This is a genomic window from Methylocystis sp. (assembly GCF_051061285.1).
GTDB lineage: Bacteria > Pseudomonadota > Alphaproteobacteria > Rhizobiales > Beijerinckiaceae > Methylocystis.
This window is the reverse complement of record NZ_JBPFEA010000019.1, coordinates 12,748-27,732: the sequence shown is the minus strand read 5'-3', so window position 1 is coordinate 27,732 and position 14,985 is coordinate 12,748. Positions and strand designations below refer to the sequence as shown.

Below are 14,985 nucleotides of genomic sequence, written 5' to 3'. Positions count from 1 at the left end.
TGTCTCAGCAGATACGCTTCCGGTCAGTAGATTTCAGTCGTCAGCGCGGCTGGCACGGCATTTGAAAGCGGCAAGTCGCCGACGCGGCGGCGTCCTCCCGCGAATTGCAATCAAGAAACGCCGCCGTCACGCGAGCGAACGCTCGCCAACGAGGTCGATAACCAACAGGATTGGCAGATGAAAATCGTGACAGCGATCATCAAGCCGTTCAAGCTCGATGAGGTCCGCGACGCGCTGACCAACATCGGCGTGCACGGCCTTACCGTGACTGAGGTCAAGGGCTACGGACGTCAGAAGGGACATACGGAAATTTATCGCGGCGCCGAGTATGCGATCAGTTTCTTGCCAAAGCTAAAAATCGAAGTCGCTGTCGACGCCGCCCTCGTCGAACAGGTGATCCAGGCAATCTCCAACACCGCGCGCACCGGACAAATCGGCGACGGAAAGATTTTCGTCACGCCGCTCGAGCGCGCCATCCGCATCCGCACCGGCGAAACCGACGCCGACGCGCTTTGATCGCCTCCCCGCAACATCAGGAGCTCTCACACATGAAACTTCCTTCGCCTCGAAGCGCTTCTGTCGCTTCGGTCATCGCGGGAGCGGCGATTTCGGCATCCTTGGCGTTTCCGGCCTTCGCCGCGAACGACCCGACCCCCAATCCCGGCGACACCGCCTGGATGCTGACGTCGTCGCTCTTGGTGCTGATGATGTCGATTCCGGGCCTCGCGCTGTTCTACGGCGGCCTGGTGCGCGCCAAGAACATGCTGTCGATCCTGTCGCAAACTTTCGCGATCGTCGCGCTCGTCGGCGTGATCTGGACGGTCTACGGCTATTCGCTCGCCTTCGGCGACGGCGGATCGCTCAGCAATTATATCGGCGGCTTCAACAAGCTGTTTCTCAAGGGCGTGACGGCCGCCTCCAATGCGGCGACCTTCACCCCCGGCACCGTCATTCCGGAATATGCTTATTTCGTCTTCCAGATGACCTTCGCGATGATCACCCCGGCGCTGATCATCGGCGCCTTCGCCGAGCGCATGAAATTTTCGGCCGTTCTGCTGTTCGTCGCCTTCTGGGTGACGGTCATCTACTTCCCCATCGCGCATTGGGTGTGGGGCGTCGCCGATCCGAACGCGCTCGTCGACGCTGCGACCCAACTCGCCGCGGCCGGCGACGAGGCGGCGAAAGCGGCCGCGCAGGCGAAGATCGATGAGATCAACGCCGCCGTGGGCTGGCTCGCCGGCAAGGGCGCGCTGGACTTCGCGGGCGGCACAGTGGTGCACATCAACGCCGGAATCGCCGGCTTGGTGGGCGCAATCATCGTCGGCAAGCGCATCGGCTATGGCAAAGAGGCCTTGCCGCCGCATTCGCTCACCCTGTCGATGGTCGGCGCCTCATTACTGTGGGTCGGCTGGTTCGGCTTCAACGCCGGCTCCAATCTCGAGGCGAACGGCGCGACCGCGCTCGCATTCGTCAACACCATGGTGGCGACGGCGGCTGCGGCGCTCTCCTGGATGATCGTCGAGTGGTTGGTGAAGGGCAAACCGTCGATGCTCGGCCTCATCACCGGCGCGGTCGCCGGCCTCGTCGCCGTGACGCCGGCGTCGGGCTATGCAGGTCCGGTCGGCGCCATCGTCCTTGGCCTCGCCGTTTCGCCGATCTGTCTCTTCTTCGTCGATTTCGTGAAGAAGATGGCGGGCTACGACGACGCGCTCGATGTCTTCGGCGTGCACTGCATCGGCGGCATCACCGGCGCCTTGGCGACCGGAATTCTGGTCAGTCCCGATCTCGGCGGCGTCGGCATCACCGACTACACCAATCTGGAAAACTACGCCGGAACCTATGACATGGTCGCGCAGATGAAGGCCCAGGGAATCGCCGTCATCGCGACGCTTCTGTGGTCCGGCATCGGTTCGGCGATCCTCTTCAAGCTCGTCGACCTCATCGTCGGTCTGCGGCCGACGCCGGATCAAGAGCGCGAAGGCCTCGACATCAGCGATCACGGCGAGCGCGCTTACAACTACTAGGTTTAGTCTCCTGACACGATGCGAAGCGGCGCCCACGGGCGCCGTTTCATTTTGTAAGTTGGCGAAGCGCAAACCCACTCAAGAAAGAGCGCGCGTCCCTTCTCCCAGAGGGAGAAGGTGGCCCGGCGAAGCCGGGTCGGATGAGGGGTGAAATCTTTCGATAAATGTGTTCGCAGGCGACGCACGCGATCCGGCGACTCAAGAAGGCGCCCAAGTTTCAAACCCCTCTCCCGGTCGACTCCGGCGACCACCCTCTCCCACAGGGAGAGGGTTTGCGCGCGTGTTGCCCTTATCATTGCGCCGATGCAACATGCGCCCATCAGTCGATAGGGGCCAGGATCGATGTTTTTTGAAATGCGGCGCGCGGGTCTGGCGTTTCTCTTTCTCCTCGCGGCTTTCGCCTTTCCCGCGCGCGCAGCCGAGCGCGTCGTCAATCTCACCTTCGTCGTCTTCAGCGACATCTACGAAATGGCTGAGAGAGACGGACGCGGCGGGTTCGCCCGGATCGCCGGTGGGCTGAAAGCCGAGCGCGCGAAAAGGAAGAATGTCATCGTCGCGCACGCCGGCGACACGCTATCGCCTTCGCTTACTTCGAGCGTCGACAAGGGCGCGCATATCATGGACCTTCTCAACCGCATCGGCCTTGACGTCTTCACGCCCGGCAATCACGAGTTCGATTTCGGCGAAGCGGTTTTTCGCCAGCGCATGGGCGAAGCGAAGTTCCCTTTGCTCGCCGCGAATCTTCGCGACGCCTCCGGCCAGACCGCGCCGGGCTTCGCCGACAGCAAAATCATCAACGTCGATGGGGTGAAGGTCGGACTCTTCGGTCTGACCGATGACGAGGCCGCCAGACGCTCCAGTCCCGGAAGCCTGAGACTTCTGCCCGCGATCGAGACGGCGAAACGCCAGGCCAAGGCGCTTCGCGACGCCGGCGCCGATCTGGTCGTCGTCGTCACGCATTCCGAATGGCAGGACGATCTGCGCCTCGCGAAACTCGGGACGATCGACATTGTTCTGTCCGGGCATGACCACAATCTTCTGGTCGCCTATGACGGGCGCGCCGCCATCGGCGAGACCCAGGCCGACGGCGTCAATCTCGTCGCGATCGATGTCGAGATGCGGATCGCCGACGACGGCGTCAAGCGCTGGACGCCCAGGTTCCGCATCATCGACACGGCCGACGTGACGCCAGACGCCGCGATTGCAGAACGCGTCGCGCAATATGAAGCCGAGGTCGACAAGGCGCTCGACGTCGACATCGGGCGCACAAAGACGCCGCTCGACAGTCGAAAGGCGAGCGTGCGCAGTGAAGAGACCGCGATCGGCGACTTTTTCGCCGACGCGATGCGCGCCGCCGCCGGCGCTGACGTTGCAATCCTCAACGGCGGCGGCATTCGCGGCAACCGCGGCTACGCTTCCGGGACAACGCTGACGCGCAAGGACATCGCCAAGGAGCTGCCGTTCAACAATCAGCTTGTGACTCTGGAGCTTTCAGGCGCCGATCTGCGCGCCGCCCTGGAAAACGCCGTCTGGCTGATCGGCAAGGACGCCGGCCGCTTCGCTCAGATTTCCGGCGCGCGCATCGTCGTGCGGCGTAATGCTGTGCCAGGCTCGCGGCTTGTTTCAATCGAGGTCGGCGGCAAGCCGCTCGACGACACGAAGCTCTACAAGGTCGCGACGATCGACTTCCTGGCGCGCGGCAAGGACGGCTATGTTGCGCTTGCGCGGGGGAAACCGCTGGTCAGCGACCTCGAGGGTCCGCTGCTGACGAACGTTATCATCGGCGCAATCGAAAAGGCCGGCGTGATTGCGCCCGTCGTCGACGGCCGCATCAGGATCGAATGATCAAAGTCCACCGAGGCAGACATATTTGATCTCGATATAATCATCGACGCCGTAGCGCGATCCTTCGCGTCCCAGGCCCGAGTGTTTCACCCCGCCAAATGGCGCCGTTTCGGTCGAGATCAGCGTCTCGTTGACGCCCACCATGCCGAATTCCAACTGCTCGGCGACGCGGATGACGCGGGCGACGTCGCGACTGTAGAAGTAAGCGGCGAGACCGTAAGGCGTGGCGTTGGCGAGACGCACCGCTTCCGCCTCGCTTTCAAAGGAAATCAGCGGCGCGACGGGACCGAAGGTCTCCTCGTTGAAGATGAGCGCGTCGGCCGGCACATTGGCGAGCACCGTGGGTTGAAAGAAAGAACCGCCGAGCGCGTGGCGGGCGCCGCCGGTGAGGATCTTTGCGCCGCGGGCGACGGCGTCGGCGACGTGACGCTCGACCTTTTCGACCGCCGCTTCTTCAATCAGCGGACCGATGGCGACGCCCGCCTCCGTCCCTTCGCCGACCTTTAGCGCGCCGGTCGCCGCCGCGAGTTTTTCGGCGAAAACGTCGACGATCGACGCATGCACGAGGATGCGGTTCGCCGAAACGCAGGTCTGACCGCTGTTGCGGTATTTGGTGGCGATCGCGCCCTCGACGGCGCGATCGAGATCGGCGTCTTCAAAGATAATCAGCGGCGCGTTGCCGCCAAGCTCCATCGAGCATTTCTGGATGTTCTCGGCCGCTTGCCGCAGGAGAATTCTGCCCACTTCGGTCGAGCCGGTGAAGGTCAGCTTGCGCACGACCGGATTTTGCGTGAATTCGCGCCCGACCGGCGCGGGGTCTTTCGCCGTGACCACATTGATCACGCCGGAGGGCACGCCGGCGCGTTCGGCAAGTTCCGCGAGCGCCAGCGCGGAGAAGGGCGTCAGCTCCGCAGGCTTCACCACCATCGTGCAGCCGGCGCCAAGCGCCGCGCCGACCTTGCGCGCGAACATGGCCGAAGGGAAGTTCCATGGCGTAATCGCCGCGGTGACGCCAATCGCCTGTTTGAAGACGAGCAGGCGACGATCGGTCGGACCCGGTATCACGTCGCCATAGATGCGCCGGCCCTCCTCCGCGAACCACTCGATGAAGCTGGCGGCGTAGGCGATTTCGCCGCGCGCCTCGCCGAGCGGCTTGCCCATCTCCGCGGTGATGATGCCCGCCAGCCGCTCCTGATCGGCCATGATCAACTCGAACCAGCGACGCATGATATGCGCGCGCTCCTTGGCGGCGCGATCGCGCCAGCTTGGCAGCGCCCGCGCACAAGACTCGATCGCCCGGCGCGTCTCGGCTGCGCCCATGTCGGGAACGTGGCCGAGGACCGCGCCTGTCGCTGGGTTATTGACGGCGAAGGTCACGCCGCTGTCGGCGCCGACCCAAAGCCCGCCGATGAATGCTTGCTCGCGAAGGCCTAGGCTGACAGAGTTCATTTCGACTTCCCCCTGGGCGCGCGTCGCGCATTTTTGCTACAAAGGGCCAAAGCGGCGTGACGGTCCTTAACGGGCCGCTCGCGAACCCGCAAAAAAACCGACATAATCGCGGCTCATGGGCAAGCGCCCTCCTCCGCCTGAGGTCACATTTGGCTCGTTCCACAATCGTCGATCTGACGCGCATTCGCCTGTCCCGTCGCTCCGTTATCGGCGCCGGCGCCGCCGCATTGGTCGCGCCGCGCGTTCTGGCCAAGCCCGGAGCGCCGCCGACCGGCGCCCCCAACCGCTTCGGTCCCCTCGCCCAGGGCGAAGTCGAGAGCCACGGCCTTTCGACCTTTGGCGACCTTGGCGAGCCGGCCGACTTCAAATATTTCGGCTACGTGAATGCGAAAGCCCCCAAGGGAGGGACTTTGGCGCTGTCGCCGGCAAGCTCGACCTACGACAGTTTCAACGCCTATGTGCTGCGGGGCAATCCGGCGACGGGCCTAACGCTCGTCTTCGACAGTCTGATGAATCAGAGCCTCGACGAGCGCGACGCCTACTACGGCCTCGTCGCCAAAAAGGTGCGCATCTCGCCTGACAAGCTCACTTACGCTTTTCTGTTACGTAAAGAGGCGCGGTTCCACGACGGCTCGCCGCTCACGGCGCATGACGCGGCCTTTTCGCTCAACATTCTCAAGAGCAAGGGCCATCCTGTCATCAGCCAGATGCTGCGTGACCTCGAAAGCGCCGAAGCCGAGGCGGACGACGTTCTCGTGCTGCGCTTCGCGCCTGACCGCACGCGCGATCTGCCGCTCAGCGTCGTGGGTCAGCCGATCTTTTCGCGCGCCTATTACAAGGACCGCGACTTCGCAGCGACGACAATGGAGCCGCCGCTCGGCTCCGGGCCGTACAAAGTCGGCGCCTTCGAGCAGGGTCGATACATCGCCTATCATCGGATGCCTGACTATTGGGCGAAGGACCTGCCGATCGCAACAGGCCAGGCAAATTTCGACGTCGTGCGCTTCGAATATTTCGGCGACAGCCAGGTCGCCTTCGAAGCCTTCAAGGCCGGCGCATTCACCGAGCGAGAGGAAAACATCGCGCGCGTTTGGGCGACGGGCTATGATTTTCCGGCGTTCAAGGACGGGCGCGTCAAGCGAACGACGACGCCCAACAACAATATTCCGCAGATCCAGGGATGGTTCTTCAACACGCGCCGCAAGATTTTTAAAGATCCGCGGGTGCGTGAAGCGATCGGCTACGCCTTCGATTACGAATGGACAAGCCGCAACCTGATGTATGACGCCTATAAGCGCATCTCGTCCTATTTCGAGAACTCCGAGCTTGAAGCGAAAGGCTTGCCGAGCGAACAGGAAAAGGCGCTGCTGGAGCCCTATCGCGCTGATCTGCCAGCGGAAGTTTTTGGCGAGCCCTTCGTCGCGCCGGTTTCTGACGGCACGGGTCAGGATCGCGTCCTGCTCAAAAAGGCGAATGATCTGTTCGTTGCGGCCGGCTGCACGCGCAAGGATGGCGTTCTATGCTTGCCCGACGGAACGCCGCTGGAGTTCGAGTTTCTCGACAATTCCAACGTCTTCGAGCGGCACACGCAGCCCTTCATCAAGAATTTGAAGCTTCTCGGAGTCAACGCCCACATCCGCGTCGTCGACGCCGCGCAGTACAAGCAGCGACTTGAAAACTTTGACTTCGACGTCGTTCACGACGTGCTGCTCATGAGCTGGAACCCCGGAGAGGAGCTTCGCGCTTATTTCAGCTCGAAGACCGCCAATGTGCCCGGCTCGCGAAACCTGCCGGGCGTCTCCAATCCGGCGATCGACTCGCTCGTCGAAAAGGCGCTCCAGGCGCAAACGCGCGAAGAGCTCGTCACCTGCAGCCGTGCGCTCGACCGCGCTTTGCGCGCGGAACGCTATTGGGTTCCGCACTGGTATAATCCGGTGCATCGCTTCGCCTATTGGGATCTCTTCGGCCAGCCCGAACGCCCGCCGAAGTTCGACACCGGCGTGCTGTGGACCTGGTGGTGGGACGAGGATAAGGCGCAAAAAATCAACTTCACGGGACGCTAAGGGAATTTCCCGGCGCAGTCCGTCGGGAGCCGAAATGCGGCCGATGCAAAAGAACGCGAGACGTTAATGGGAGCCTATATCGCCCGCCGCGTGCTGCTGATGATCCCGACGATCCTCGGCATCATGCTCATCTCTTTCGTCATCGTGCAGTTCGCGCCGGGCGGTCCTGTGGAGCGCATCATCGCGCAACTGCAAGGCTTCGACGTCGGCGCGACCGGACGCTTTTCCGGCGGGGGCGGCGACGTCGGACAGGGCGGCGCGAGCCAGACCGGAACGATGGCCGCCGAAACCGCCTCGAAATATCGCGGAGCGCAGGGGCTCGACCCGAAATTCATCGCGGAGCTCGAAAAGCAGTTCGGCTTCGACAAGCCGGCGTGGGAGCGATTCCTGCTGATGGTGAAGAATTATGCGATGTTCGATTTCGGGCGCAGCTATTTTCGCGACGAGAGCGTCCTCAAGCTGATCGGCGAAAAGCTTCCCGTGTCGATTTCGCTCGGCCTCTGGATGACGCTTCTCTCTTATTCCATTTCAATTCCGCTCGGCATCGCCAAAGCGGTGCGCGATGGAACGAAATTCGACATGTGGACGTCCAACGCCATCATCGTCGGCTACGCCATTCCGAGTTTTCTTTTTGCGATGCTGCTGATCGTGCTCTTCGCCGGCGGCTCCTTCTGGCAAATCTTCCCGCTGCGCGGCCTGACCTCGGACGATTTCTGGCAGCTGTCGCTATTTGGCAAGGTGAAGGACTATCTCTGGCACATCATTCTGCCCGTCTCCGCGATGACGCTTGGCGCCTTCGCAACGCAGACGTTTCTGACAAAGAACTCTTTCCTCGACGAGATCCGCAAGCAATATGTGCAGACGGCGCGCATGAAGGGCCTGACCGAGCGGCGCGTGCTCTATGGACATGTGTTTCGCAACGCCATGCTGATCGTCATCGCCGGCTTTCCCGGCGCCTTCGTACACGCCTTTCTCACCGGCTCGGTGCTGATCGAAACGATCTTTTCGCTTGATGGGCTCGGCTACCTGTCTTTCGAGAGCATCGTCAATCGCGACTATCCGGTCGTCTTCGCCAACCTCTACATCTTTGCGCTGCTCGGACTCGTGGTGAATCTCCTTTCCGATCTCACCTATACTTGGATCGATCCGCGCATCGATTTCGAAACGCGCGAGGTGTGACGGTGAGCGCAGCAGCCGACGCCGAAACTCACCTCGCCCCGCCCCTTCATCGCGAAGGCTGGCTGCGGCTGACGCCGCTCGACCGGCGACGCCTCGACAGTTTCAAGGCGAACAAGCGCGGCTATTGGTCGTTCTGGGTCTTCATGACGCTGTTCATCATGGCGCTCGGCTCGAATTTCCTGGCGAACGACCGGCCGATTCTGGCCTGGTACAAGGGCCAATTGCTGTTCCCCGCCTTCGTGTCCTATCCGGAAGAAAAATTCGGCGGCTTCCTGGCCCGCACCGATTATCGCGATCCTGTTATCGCCGACGAAATCAAAGCGCATGGCTGGATGCTTTGGCCGCCGATTCGCTTTTCCTATGACACGCATAATCTCGAGCTGCCGACGCCCGCGCCCTCGCCGCCAACCTGGATGCTGACGCATCAGCAATGCGAGGTCGCGGCGGCGAAAGGTCTGCGGCCCGGCGAACCCAATCGCGGCTGCGCCGCACTCGAATATAATTGGCTCGGCACCGACGATCAGGGCCGCGACGTCGTCGCGCGCCTGCTTTATGGATTCCGCATCTCGGTGCTGTTCGGACTGATCCTGGCGACGATCTCCTCGATCGTCGGCGTCGCCGCGGGGGCGATACAGGGCTACTTCGGCGGGCGCGTCGATCTTGTGTTCCAACGCTTCATCGAAGTCTGGTCGTCGCTGCCGCAGCTCTATCTGCTCATCATCATTTCATCGTTCTTGACGCCCGGCTTTTTCGTACTGCTTGGCATCCTGCTGCTGTTCTCCTGGGTGTCGCTGGTGCATGTCGTTCGCGCCGAGTTCCTGCGCGCGCGCAACTTCGAATATGTCAATGCGGCGCGCGCGCTTGGGCTGAGCAATTTCAGCATTATCGTCAAGCACCTGCTGCCGAACGCCACCGTGGCGACGCTGACCTTCCTGCCCTTCATTCTCAACTCGTCGATCACCACGCTTACGGCGCTGGACTTTCTGGGGTTTGGCCTGCCGCCGGGCTCGCCCTCGCTCGGCGAACTGTTGCTGCAGGCAAAATCCAATCTCCAGGCCCCGTGGCTGGGACTGACCGGCTTTGCGATCATCGCGCTGATGCTGTCGCTTCTGGTCTTTGTCGGCGAGGCGGTCCGCGACGCCTTCGATCCGAGGAAGAATTTCCGGTGACGGCGTGGTAGATTGCAGGCGGAGCATCACGATGAACAGAATTGTGCGTGAACATTATCCGGCGGCGAAACTTCCCGAGGAACTAAGGGATGGTATCGATTCGAACGCCACCGTGACGATAACGGTCGAGATCGAACCCCCGCCTGAGGAAATTCTCTCTTTGGAGGAAATGTTTGCGCTTCGACGCGATGTGTTTATGTCAATTCGCGACGTCGACGAACACGTCAGCGCCATGAGAGACGAGTGGAGCCACTAGCAAAGTGCGCGCCCCGCCAGTCTATATCGACACAAATGTGTTTATTATTGGCTTCGAGTCGCCCCTTGAGCTGGCCACGCCGGTCCAGAAGCTGCTCCTTGCAATACGTGAAAAGCCGCTTTCGGCCGTAACAAGCGAACTCACGCTCGCAGAGTTGTTGGCGCCGGTCATCCGCCCACAGGCTCTGGTTCCGAGCCAAAGGCGGCGTCTATACCTCGATCTTCTGACTGGGAGTCGACTTGTCGAACTGCGGCCAGTGACTCGAGATATCCTCATCCAAACAGCTGAATTGAGAGAAGCGACGCCCTGTAAGCTACCTGATGCGATCCACGTCACAACGGCTGTTCAAGCCAAGTGCGGATTTTTCCTCTCCAAGGATAGGCGAATGCGACTTCCGCCAGGCATGATTCAAGTGGGGCCCGACCATTCTGGCGTTGATCGCATCCTAGCGGCTTCGTCGCAATTATCGTGATGCCAACGATGTCCCCTCCTCTCCTCAACATTCGCGATCTCTCCGTCACCTTTCGGCAAGGCGGGCATGAGACCAAGGCGGTCGATCACGTCTCCTTCTCTCTTGAGCGGGGCAAGACGCTGGCGCTCGTCGGCGAATCCGGCTCCGGCAAGTCGATCAGCGCTCTGTCGATCGTACGCCTGCTTCCTCCTGGCGCGATCGCGTCCGGCGAGGCGCTGTTCGACGGCGAGAATATGCTCACGGTCGACGACAATCGTCTGCGCGCCATTCGTGGCGCAGGCATCACAATGGTGTTCCAGGAGCCGATGACCTCGCTCAATCCGCTGCACATGATCGAGCGGCAGATTGCGGAGATTCTCGAACTGCACGGCATGCGCGGCGAAGACGCGGTTCGGAACCGAGTCGTTGAGCTTCTGGGTGAAGTCGGCATTCCTGATCCTCAGGCGCGGCTGAGCGCCTATCCGCATCAGCTCTCGGGCGGCCAGCGTCAGCGCGTCATGATCGCCATGGCGCTCGCCAACAAGCCCGATCTGCTGATCGCCGACGAGCCGACCACCGCGCTCGACGTCACGGTTCAGGCGCAGATTCTCGCGCTGCTCGAGCGGCTTCAAAAAACCTACGGCATGGCGATGCTGTTCATCACCCACGACCTTAGGCTCGTGCGCCGTTTCGCCGACACGGTCTGCGTGATGCAGAAGGGCCAGATCGTCGAACAGGGCGAGGTGGGAGAGGTCTTCACATCGCCGCAGCATCCCTACACCAAGGCGCTGCTGACGGCGGAGCCCAAGGGCGCGCCGATTATCGAAGACACGCAAGCGCCCGTCGTCGCATCGGCCGAGCAACTGCGCGTCTGGTTTCCGATCCGGCGCGGCTTCATGCGTCGGATCGTCGGCCATGTGAAGGCGGTGGACGGCGTCACCCTTTCGGTGCGCGAGGGCGCGACCGTCGGCGTCGTCGGCGAGTCGGGCTCCGGCAAGACGACGCTGGCGCTGGCGATGCTGCGGCTCATTCGCTCGGAAGGTCCGATCGTCTTCCTCGGAGAGCGCATCGACGGCAAAAGCGTCGACGCGATGCGTCCGCTTCGCCGCGACATGCAAATCGTCTTCCAAGACCCTTACGGCTCTCTCTCTCCGCGCATGTCAGTCGCGGAAATCGTCGCCGAAGGACTGACCGTTCAGCGGCCCGAACTTACGCTCAATCAGCGCCGAGAAATCGTTGCGCGCGCGCTGCAGGAAACCGGGCTTGATCCATCGACGATGGACCGCTACCCGCACGAATTTTCCGGCGGCCAACGGCAGCGGATCGCCATCGCCCGCGCCATTGTGCTCGAACCGAAATTCGTCGTGCTCGACGAGCCGACCTCGGCGCTCGACATGTCCGTGCAGGCGCAGATCATCGATCTCTTGCGCGACCTGCAGCGTCGCCGCTCGCTCGCCTATCTCTTCATCAGTCACGATCTGCGCGTCGTGAAGGCGCTCGCCGCCCATCTCATCGTCATGCGCTATGGCAAGGTGGTTGAGGAAGGGCCGGCGAGCCAGGTGTTTTCGCAGCCCAAGAGCGAGTATACGCGCGCGCTCTTCGCAGCGGCGTTTCGCAACGAGGCGGAGCCCATTCCGGGCAACTCAGTCGCCGGAAAATGATTCCGGAATCGCCGTGGCGCCGTTTGAACTTTCGCCCGCCCGCGCAGGGTCGCGGAAGGCGATCACTGTGACGCTCTGCGTCAGCACGACTTCGCCGCGCTGGTTATAGGTCGCCATCTCCATCGAAACGAAACCGCGATCGGCATAGCGCCGCGGAAGCACGATCCGCGTGACTTCGGCTTCCACTCGCAGGGAGTCGTCCGGCCGCACCGGCAGTTTCCAGGCGATATGCGCCTCAACGCCGACGAGCCCGCCTGCGAAAGGCGGATCGGCAGAGTCGATGAGGAGCTTCACGCTCAGCGCGCCGGTTTGCCAACCGCTGGCGACGAGCCCGCCGAACATGCTGTCTTTGGCCGCCTCTTCGTCGAGATGAAAATACTGAGGATCGCTGTCGCGCGCGAAGCGGATGATGTCCTGCGCGGTGATCGTGACGCTCGCCGAGCGCAACCGCTGCCCAACGCGAAGATCTTCCAGATAAAGCCTTTTCGTCATGCCAAAATGTCTCTCGGCAATCGCTTCACGCTGGTGACCGGTCCAGCCCCCGCCGCCTCGTTGCGCGCGCGCACGACGTCGAGCGGCTCGCTGGCGACTTGCATATGGGTCGCGTTGGCGTGCAGCAGCGTCACGGGGTCGCGCATGAGGCCGACATGGCCCTTCCAAAAGACGATGTCGCCGCGCAGGAGCGGGACGCCGGGATCGAGCCGCGCGCCGAGCGCGGCTTCCTGCATATCGGTGTCGCGCGGCGACTGCACTCCCGCCATCAGCAAGGAAACCTGCACCAGTCCCGAGCAATCAACGCCCATCCAAGACTTGCCGCCCCAGAGATAGGGCGCGCCTAGAAGCGTCTCGGCCACGGCGACAAAGTCGGGCGCCTTCGCCTCGCGCGGCGCGAGATGTTTGCGATAGATGAATCCGAGCTCCGGCGTCACGCCAAAGCCGCCGCGCTCCTCGGCGATCGCGACTTCGGCGCCGAGCGGCAGCGCGTTGAGCGGCGGCAATTTGATGTTCGGACCGGGATAAATGAAGGTCCGTGGAACGCGGACGCGATGCGTCGGCGCGCTCAATTCGCGCCATAGCGTATTCGCGGCGATCCAGCCGACATAATTGTCGCGCGCAAGTTGCGCCCACGCCCAGCCTTCCTCCTCATCGTAAACGGTGACGCGCTCGCCATAGATCGCCTGAGTGTCGACGGCGGCGTCGGGACGTGGTTCACGCCGAAGGTCGACGACGCAGTCTCTGACCTCCATCGCGACGCCTTCCACATAGCGGTCGGCGCTCACGCGTCCCTTGAGATAGGCGGCGGCGACTTCTGGGCGCGCGGGCGTCAGCCGCCGATCGAAATCTTCGCTCACGGCTTCGCGTTCCTCTGCTCGGCGCGGGCCTCGATCAATTCATAAAGCAGACGCGCCGCCTGCGCCTCGCCGCCTTCCGGGCGGCCGGGCTTCGCCGACGGATTCCAGCAGTAAACGTCGAAATGCGCCCAGCGCTTGGGATCCGCCACGAAGCGCCTCAAAAACAGCGCGGCGGTGATCGATCCGGCGAAGGGACCGCTCGTGACATTGACCAGATCGGAGATCTTGCCGTCGAGACCGCTGTCGTAATTGTCCCATAGAGGCATCCGCCACACCGGATCGTTCACCGCGGCGGCCTGCCCGGCGATCTCTTGGGCGAGCGCGTCATCGCCGGTATAGAACGGCGGAATTTCAGGACCCAGCGCGACGCGCGCGGCGCCTGTCAGCGTCGCGAAATCGAACAGCAGATCAGGCGGCGTTTCGCTCGCATAGGCGAGCGCATCGGCGAGAATAAGCCTGCCCTCGGCGTCGGTGTTGCCGATTTCGACGCTCAGCCCTTTGCGGCTGCGGTAAATGTCGCTCGTTCGAAACGCCGAGGCCGAAATCGAATTCTCGACGATCGGAAGCAGCACGCGCAAACGGACCGGCGTATTGCCGTCAAGCAGCATCGCCGCGAGCGACAGGGTCGTCGCGGCGCCGCCCATGTCCTTCTTCATCAGCGCCATCGCGCTCGAAGGCTTGATGTCGAGACCGCCCGTATCGAAGCAGACCCCCTTGCCGACCAGCGTGACGCGCAGACCGTCCTCCGGGCCGTGTTCAAATTCGACGAGCCTCGGCGCCTGCGCGGCCGCGCGCCCGACGGCGTGAATCAAGGGGAAGTTTTCCGCGAGCAAAGCGTCGCCGACAATGACGCGAATCTTGGCGCCATGTTTCGCGCCGAGAGCGAGCGCCGCTTCGGCGAGCGCCTCCGGCCCCATGTCATTGGTCGGCGTATTCACGAGATCGCGCCCGAGGGCGACGGCGCTGGCGATGCGCTCGACGCGCGCGCGGTCGACGCCCTGCGGCGCGCACAGACGCGGGGCTTCGCTCTTTGGCGCCTTGTAGCGCGAGAAGGAATAGGTCGACAGAAGGAACGCCAGCGCCGCCTGCGCCGGCGCGTCGACGCCATCGCCAAACCGGTAGAGCCCCTTGGGCAGCGCAGTCGCGAGCTTTCCGGCAAAGAACGGATCGCGCGCCTTTGGCGCCCTGCCCTCCGCGCCGAAAAAGACCCGCGGCGCGCCATCGGCGTCAGGCGCGATCAGAAGCGAGCCGGGCTTCGCCTCAAATCCGGCAAGCTCCGCGAGACGCGCTGTAGGCTCAGGCAGCTTCGCGCGACGTTCGGGCCAGTCTTCCTTATTAACGAAATCGATGGCGGTCGCCTCGGGCGACCAGTCTTCAAGCTTCATCCGCTTCCGCCGCTTTCTGCGCTCCCGACGATCGGCTTCTACCTCTACCGGGCGCCCGCATCACACAAAAGGGAAAGATCGCTCATCTCAAGCGGCGTGGCGGACGAAGGCGGCGAGCCGCGCCCATGTCAGCCAACAATGTAAGCATAGT

13 protein-coding genes are annotated in these 14,985 nt (G+C 62.8%); 9 read left to right on the top strand and 4 right to left on the bottom strand.

Going from position 1 to position 14,985, the window contains the following annotated elements; translation table 11 throughout:
- The first annotated feature begins 177 nt into the window (after positions 1 to 177).
- From ACR65T_RS06730 to ACR65T_RS06720, 3 genes are all read left to right on the top strand, one after another.
- Positions 178 to 516, top strand: a complete 339-nt coding sequence (locus ACR65T_RS06730) for a P-II family nitrogen regulator (RefSeq protein WP_014890399.1) — start codon at positions 178 to 180, stop codon at positions 514 to 516.
- Positions 517 to 548: 32 nt separating this feature from the next.
- The gene (locus ACR65T_RS06725; protein WP_434495753.1) at positions 549 to 2,024 is read left to right on the top strand and encodes an ammonium transporter; all 1,476 of its coding nucleotides are present in this window, start codon (positions 549 to 551) and stop codon (positions 2,022 to 2,024) included.
- 342 nt (positions 2,025 to 2,366) lie between these two features.
- The gene (locus tag ACR65T_RS06720) at positions 2,367 to 3,869 is read left to right on the top strand and encodes a bifunctional metallophosphatase/5'-nucleotidase (RefSeq protein ID WP_434495752.1); all 1,503 of its coding nucleotides are present in this window, start codon (positions 2,367 to 2,369) and stop codon (positions 3,867 to 3,869) included.
- On the opposite strand, the gene ACR65T_RS06715 is transcribed toward ACR65T_RS06720, so the two are convergent.
- Positions 3,870 to 5,318, bottom strand: a complete 1,449-nt coding sequence (locus ACR65T_RS06715) for an NAD-dependent succinate-semialdehyde dehydrogenase (protein WP_434495751.1) — start codon at positions 5,316 to 5,318, stop codon at positions 3,870 to 3,872.
- Positions 5,319 to 5,467: 149 nt separating this feature from the next.
- Here ACR65T_RS06715 and ACR65T_RS06710 point away from each other — a divergent pair, with 149 nt between their 5' ends.
- The 6 genes from ACR65T_RS06710 (at position 5,468) to ACR65T_RS06685 (ending at position 12,097) form a co-directional block, all read left to right on the top strand.
- Entirely contained in the window at positions 5,468 to 7,381 is a 1,914-nt protein-coding gene (locus tag ACR65T_RS06710) for an extracellular solute-binding protein (protein WP_434495750.1), read from the top strand.
- Positions 7,382 to 7,447: 66 nt separating this feature from the next.
- A complete protein-coding gene (locus ACR65T_RS06705) occupies positions 7,448 to 8,560 on the top strand; it encodes a microcin C ABC transporter permease YejB (protein WP_434495749.1) in 1,113 nt (370 codons plus the stop codon).
- Positions 8,557 to 9,729 carry an ABC transporter permease gene (locus ACR65T_RS06700; protein ID WP_434495748.1) on the top strand — a complete coding sequence of 391 codons (1,173 nt, stop codon included), beginning with the start codon at positions 8,557 to 8,559 and terminating at the stop codon, positions 9,727 to 9,729. The genes ACR65T_RS06705 and ACR65T_RS06700 overlap by 4 nt, the downstream gene beginning before the upstream one ends.
- Before the next feature lie 31 nt (positions 9,730 to 9,760).
- Positions 9,761 to 9,985, top strand: a complete 225-nt coding sequence (locus ACR65T_RS06695) for a hypothetical protein (protein WP_434495747.1) — start codon at positions 9,761 to 9,763, stop codon at positions 9,983 to 9,985.
- 4 nt (positions 9,986 to 9,989) lie between these two features.
- Positions 9,990 to 10,457 carry a type II toxin-antitoxin system VapC family toxin gene (locus ACR65T_RS06690; protein ID WP_055725729.1) on the top strand — a complete coding sequence of 156 codons (468 nt, stop codon included), beginning with the start codon at positions 9,990 to 9,992 and terminating at the stop codon, positions 10,455 to 10,457.
- Complete coding sequence (locus ACR65T_RS06685; RefSeq protein WP_434495746.1) at positions 10,457 to 12,097, top strand: ABC transporter ATP-binding protein; 1,641 nt, start codon at positions 10,457 to 10,459, stop codon at positions 12,095 to 12,097. Before ACR65T_RS06690 ends, ACR65T_RS06685 begins: the two co-directional genes overlap by 1 nt.
- Here ACR65T_RS06685 and ACR65T_RS06680 read toward each other — a convergent pair.
- The 3 genes from ACR65T_RS06680 to ACR65T_RS06670 are packed head-to-tail and all read right to left on the bottom strand — an operon-like array spanning position 12,080 to position 14,834.
- Positions 12,080 to 12,589 carry a MaoC/PaaZ C-terminal domain-containing protein gene (locus tag ACR65T_RS06680; protein ID WP_434495745.1) on the bottom strand — a complete coding sequence of 170 codons (510 nt, stop codon included), beginning with the start codon at positions 12,587 to 12,589 and terminating at the stop codon, positions 12,080 to 12,082. The genes ACR65T_RS06685 and ACR65T_RS06680 overlap by 18 nt on opposite strands.
- Positions 12,586 to 13,449, bottom strand: coding sequence for a C40 family peptidase (locus ACR65T_RS06675; RefSeq protein ID WP_434495744.1), 864 nt, complete (start codon positions 13,447 to 13,449; stop codon positions 12,586 to 12,588). Before ACR65T_RS06675 ends, ACR65T_RS06680 begins: the two co-directional genes overlap by 4 nt.
- Entirely contained in the window at positions 13,446 to 14,834 is a 1,389-nt protein-coding gene (locus tag ACR65T_RS06670; RefSeq protein ID WP_434495743.1) for a leucyl aminopeptidase family protein, read from the bottom strand. The genes ACR65T_RS06675 and ACR65T_RS06670 overlap by 4 nt, the downstream gene beginning before the upstream one ends.
- Between the last annotated feature and the right edge of the window lie 151 nt (positions 14,835 to 14,985).

Coding starts and splice junctions, on each gene's coding strand:
- ACR65T_RS06680 (WP_434495745.1), bottom strand. CDS start 12,589: ATGACGAAAAGGCTTTATCTGGAAGATCTTCGCGTTGGGCAGCGGTTG.
- ACR65T_RS06730 (WP_014890399.1), top strand. CDS start 178: ATGAAAATCGTGACAGCGATCATCAAGCCGTTCAAGCTCGATGAGGTC.
- ACR65T_RS06720 (WP_434495752.1), top strand. CDS start 2,367: ATGTTTTTTGAAATGCGGCGCGCGGGTCTGGCGTTTCTCTTTCTCCTC.
- ACR65T_RS06715 (WP_434495751.1), bottom strand. CDS start 5,318: ATGAACTCTGTCAGCCTAGGCCTTCGCGAGCAAGCATTCATCGGCGGG.
- ACR65T_RS06685 (WP_434495746.1), top strand. CDS start 10,457: ATGCCAACGATGTCCCCTCCTCTCCTCAACATTCGCGATCTCTCCGTC.
- ACR65T_RS06725 (WP_434495753.1), top strand. CDS start 549: ATGAAACTTCCTTCGCCTCGAAGCGCTTCTGTCGCTTCGGTCATCGCG.
- ACR65T_RS06670 (WP_434495743.1), bottom strand. CDS start 14,834: ATGAAGCTTGAAGACTGGTCGCCCGAGGCGACCGCCATCGATTTCGTT.
- ACR65T_RS06705 (WP_434495749.1), top strand. CDS start 7,448: ATGGGAGCCTATATCGCCCGCCGCGTGCTGCTGATGATCCCGACGATC.
- ACR65T_RS06695 (WP_434495747.1), top strand. CDS start 9,761: ATGAACAGAATTGTGCGTGAACATTATCCGGCGGCGAAACTTCCCGAG.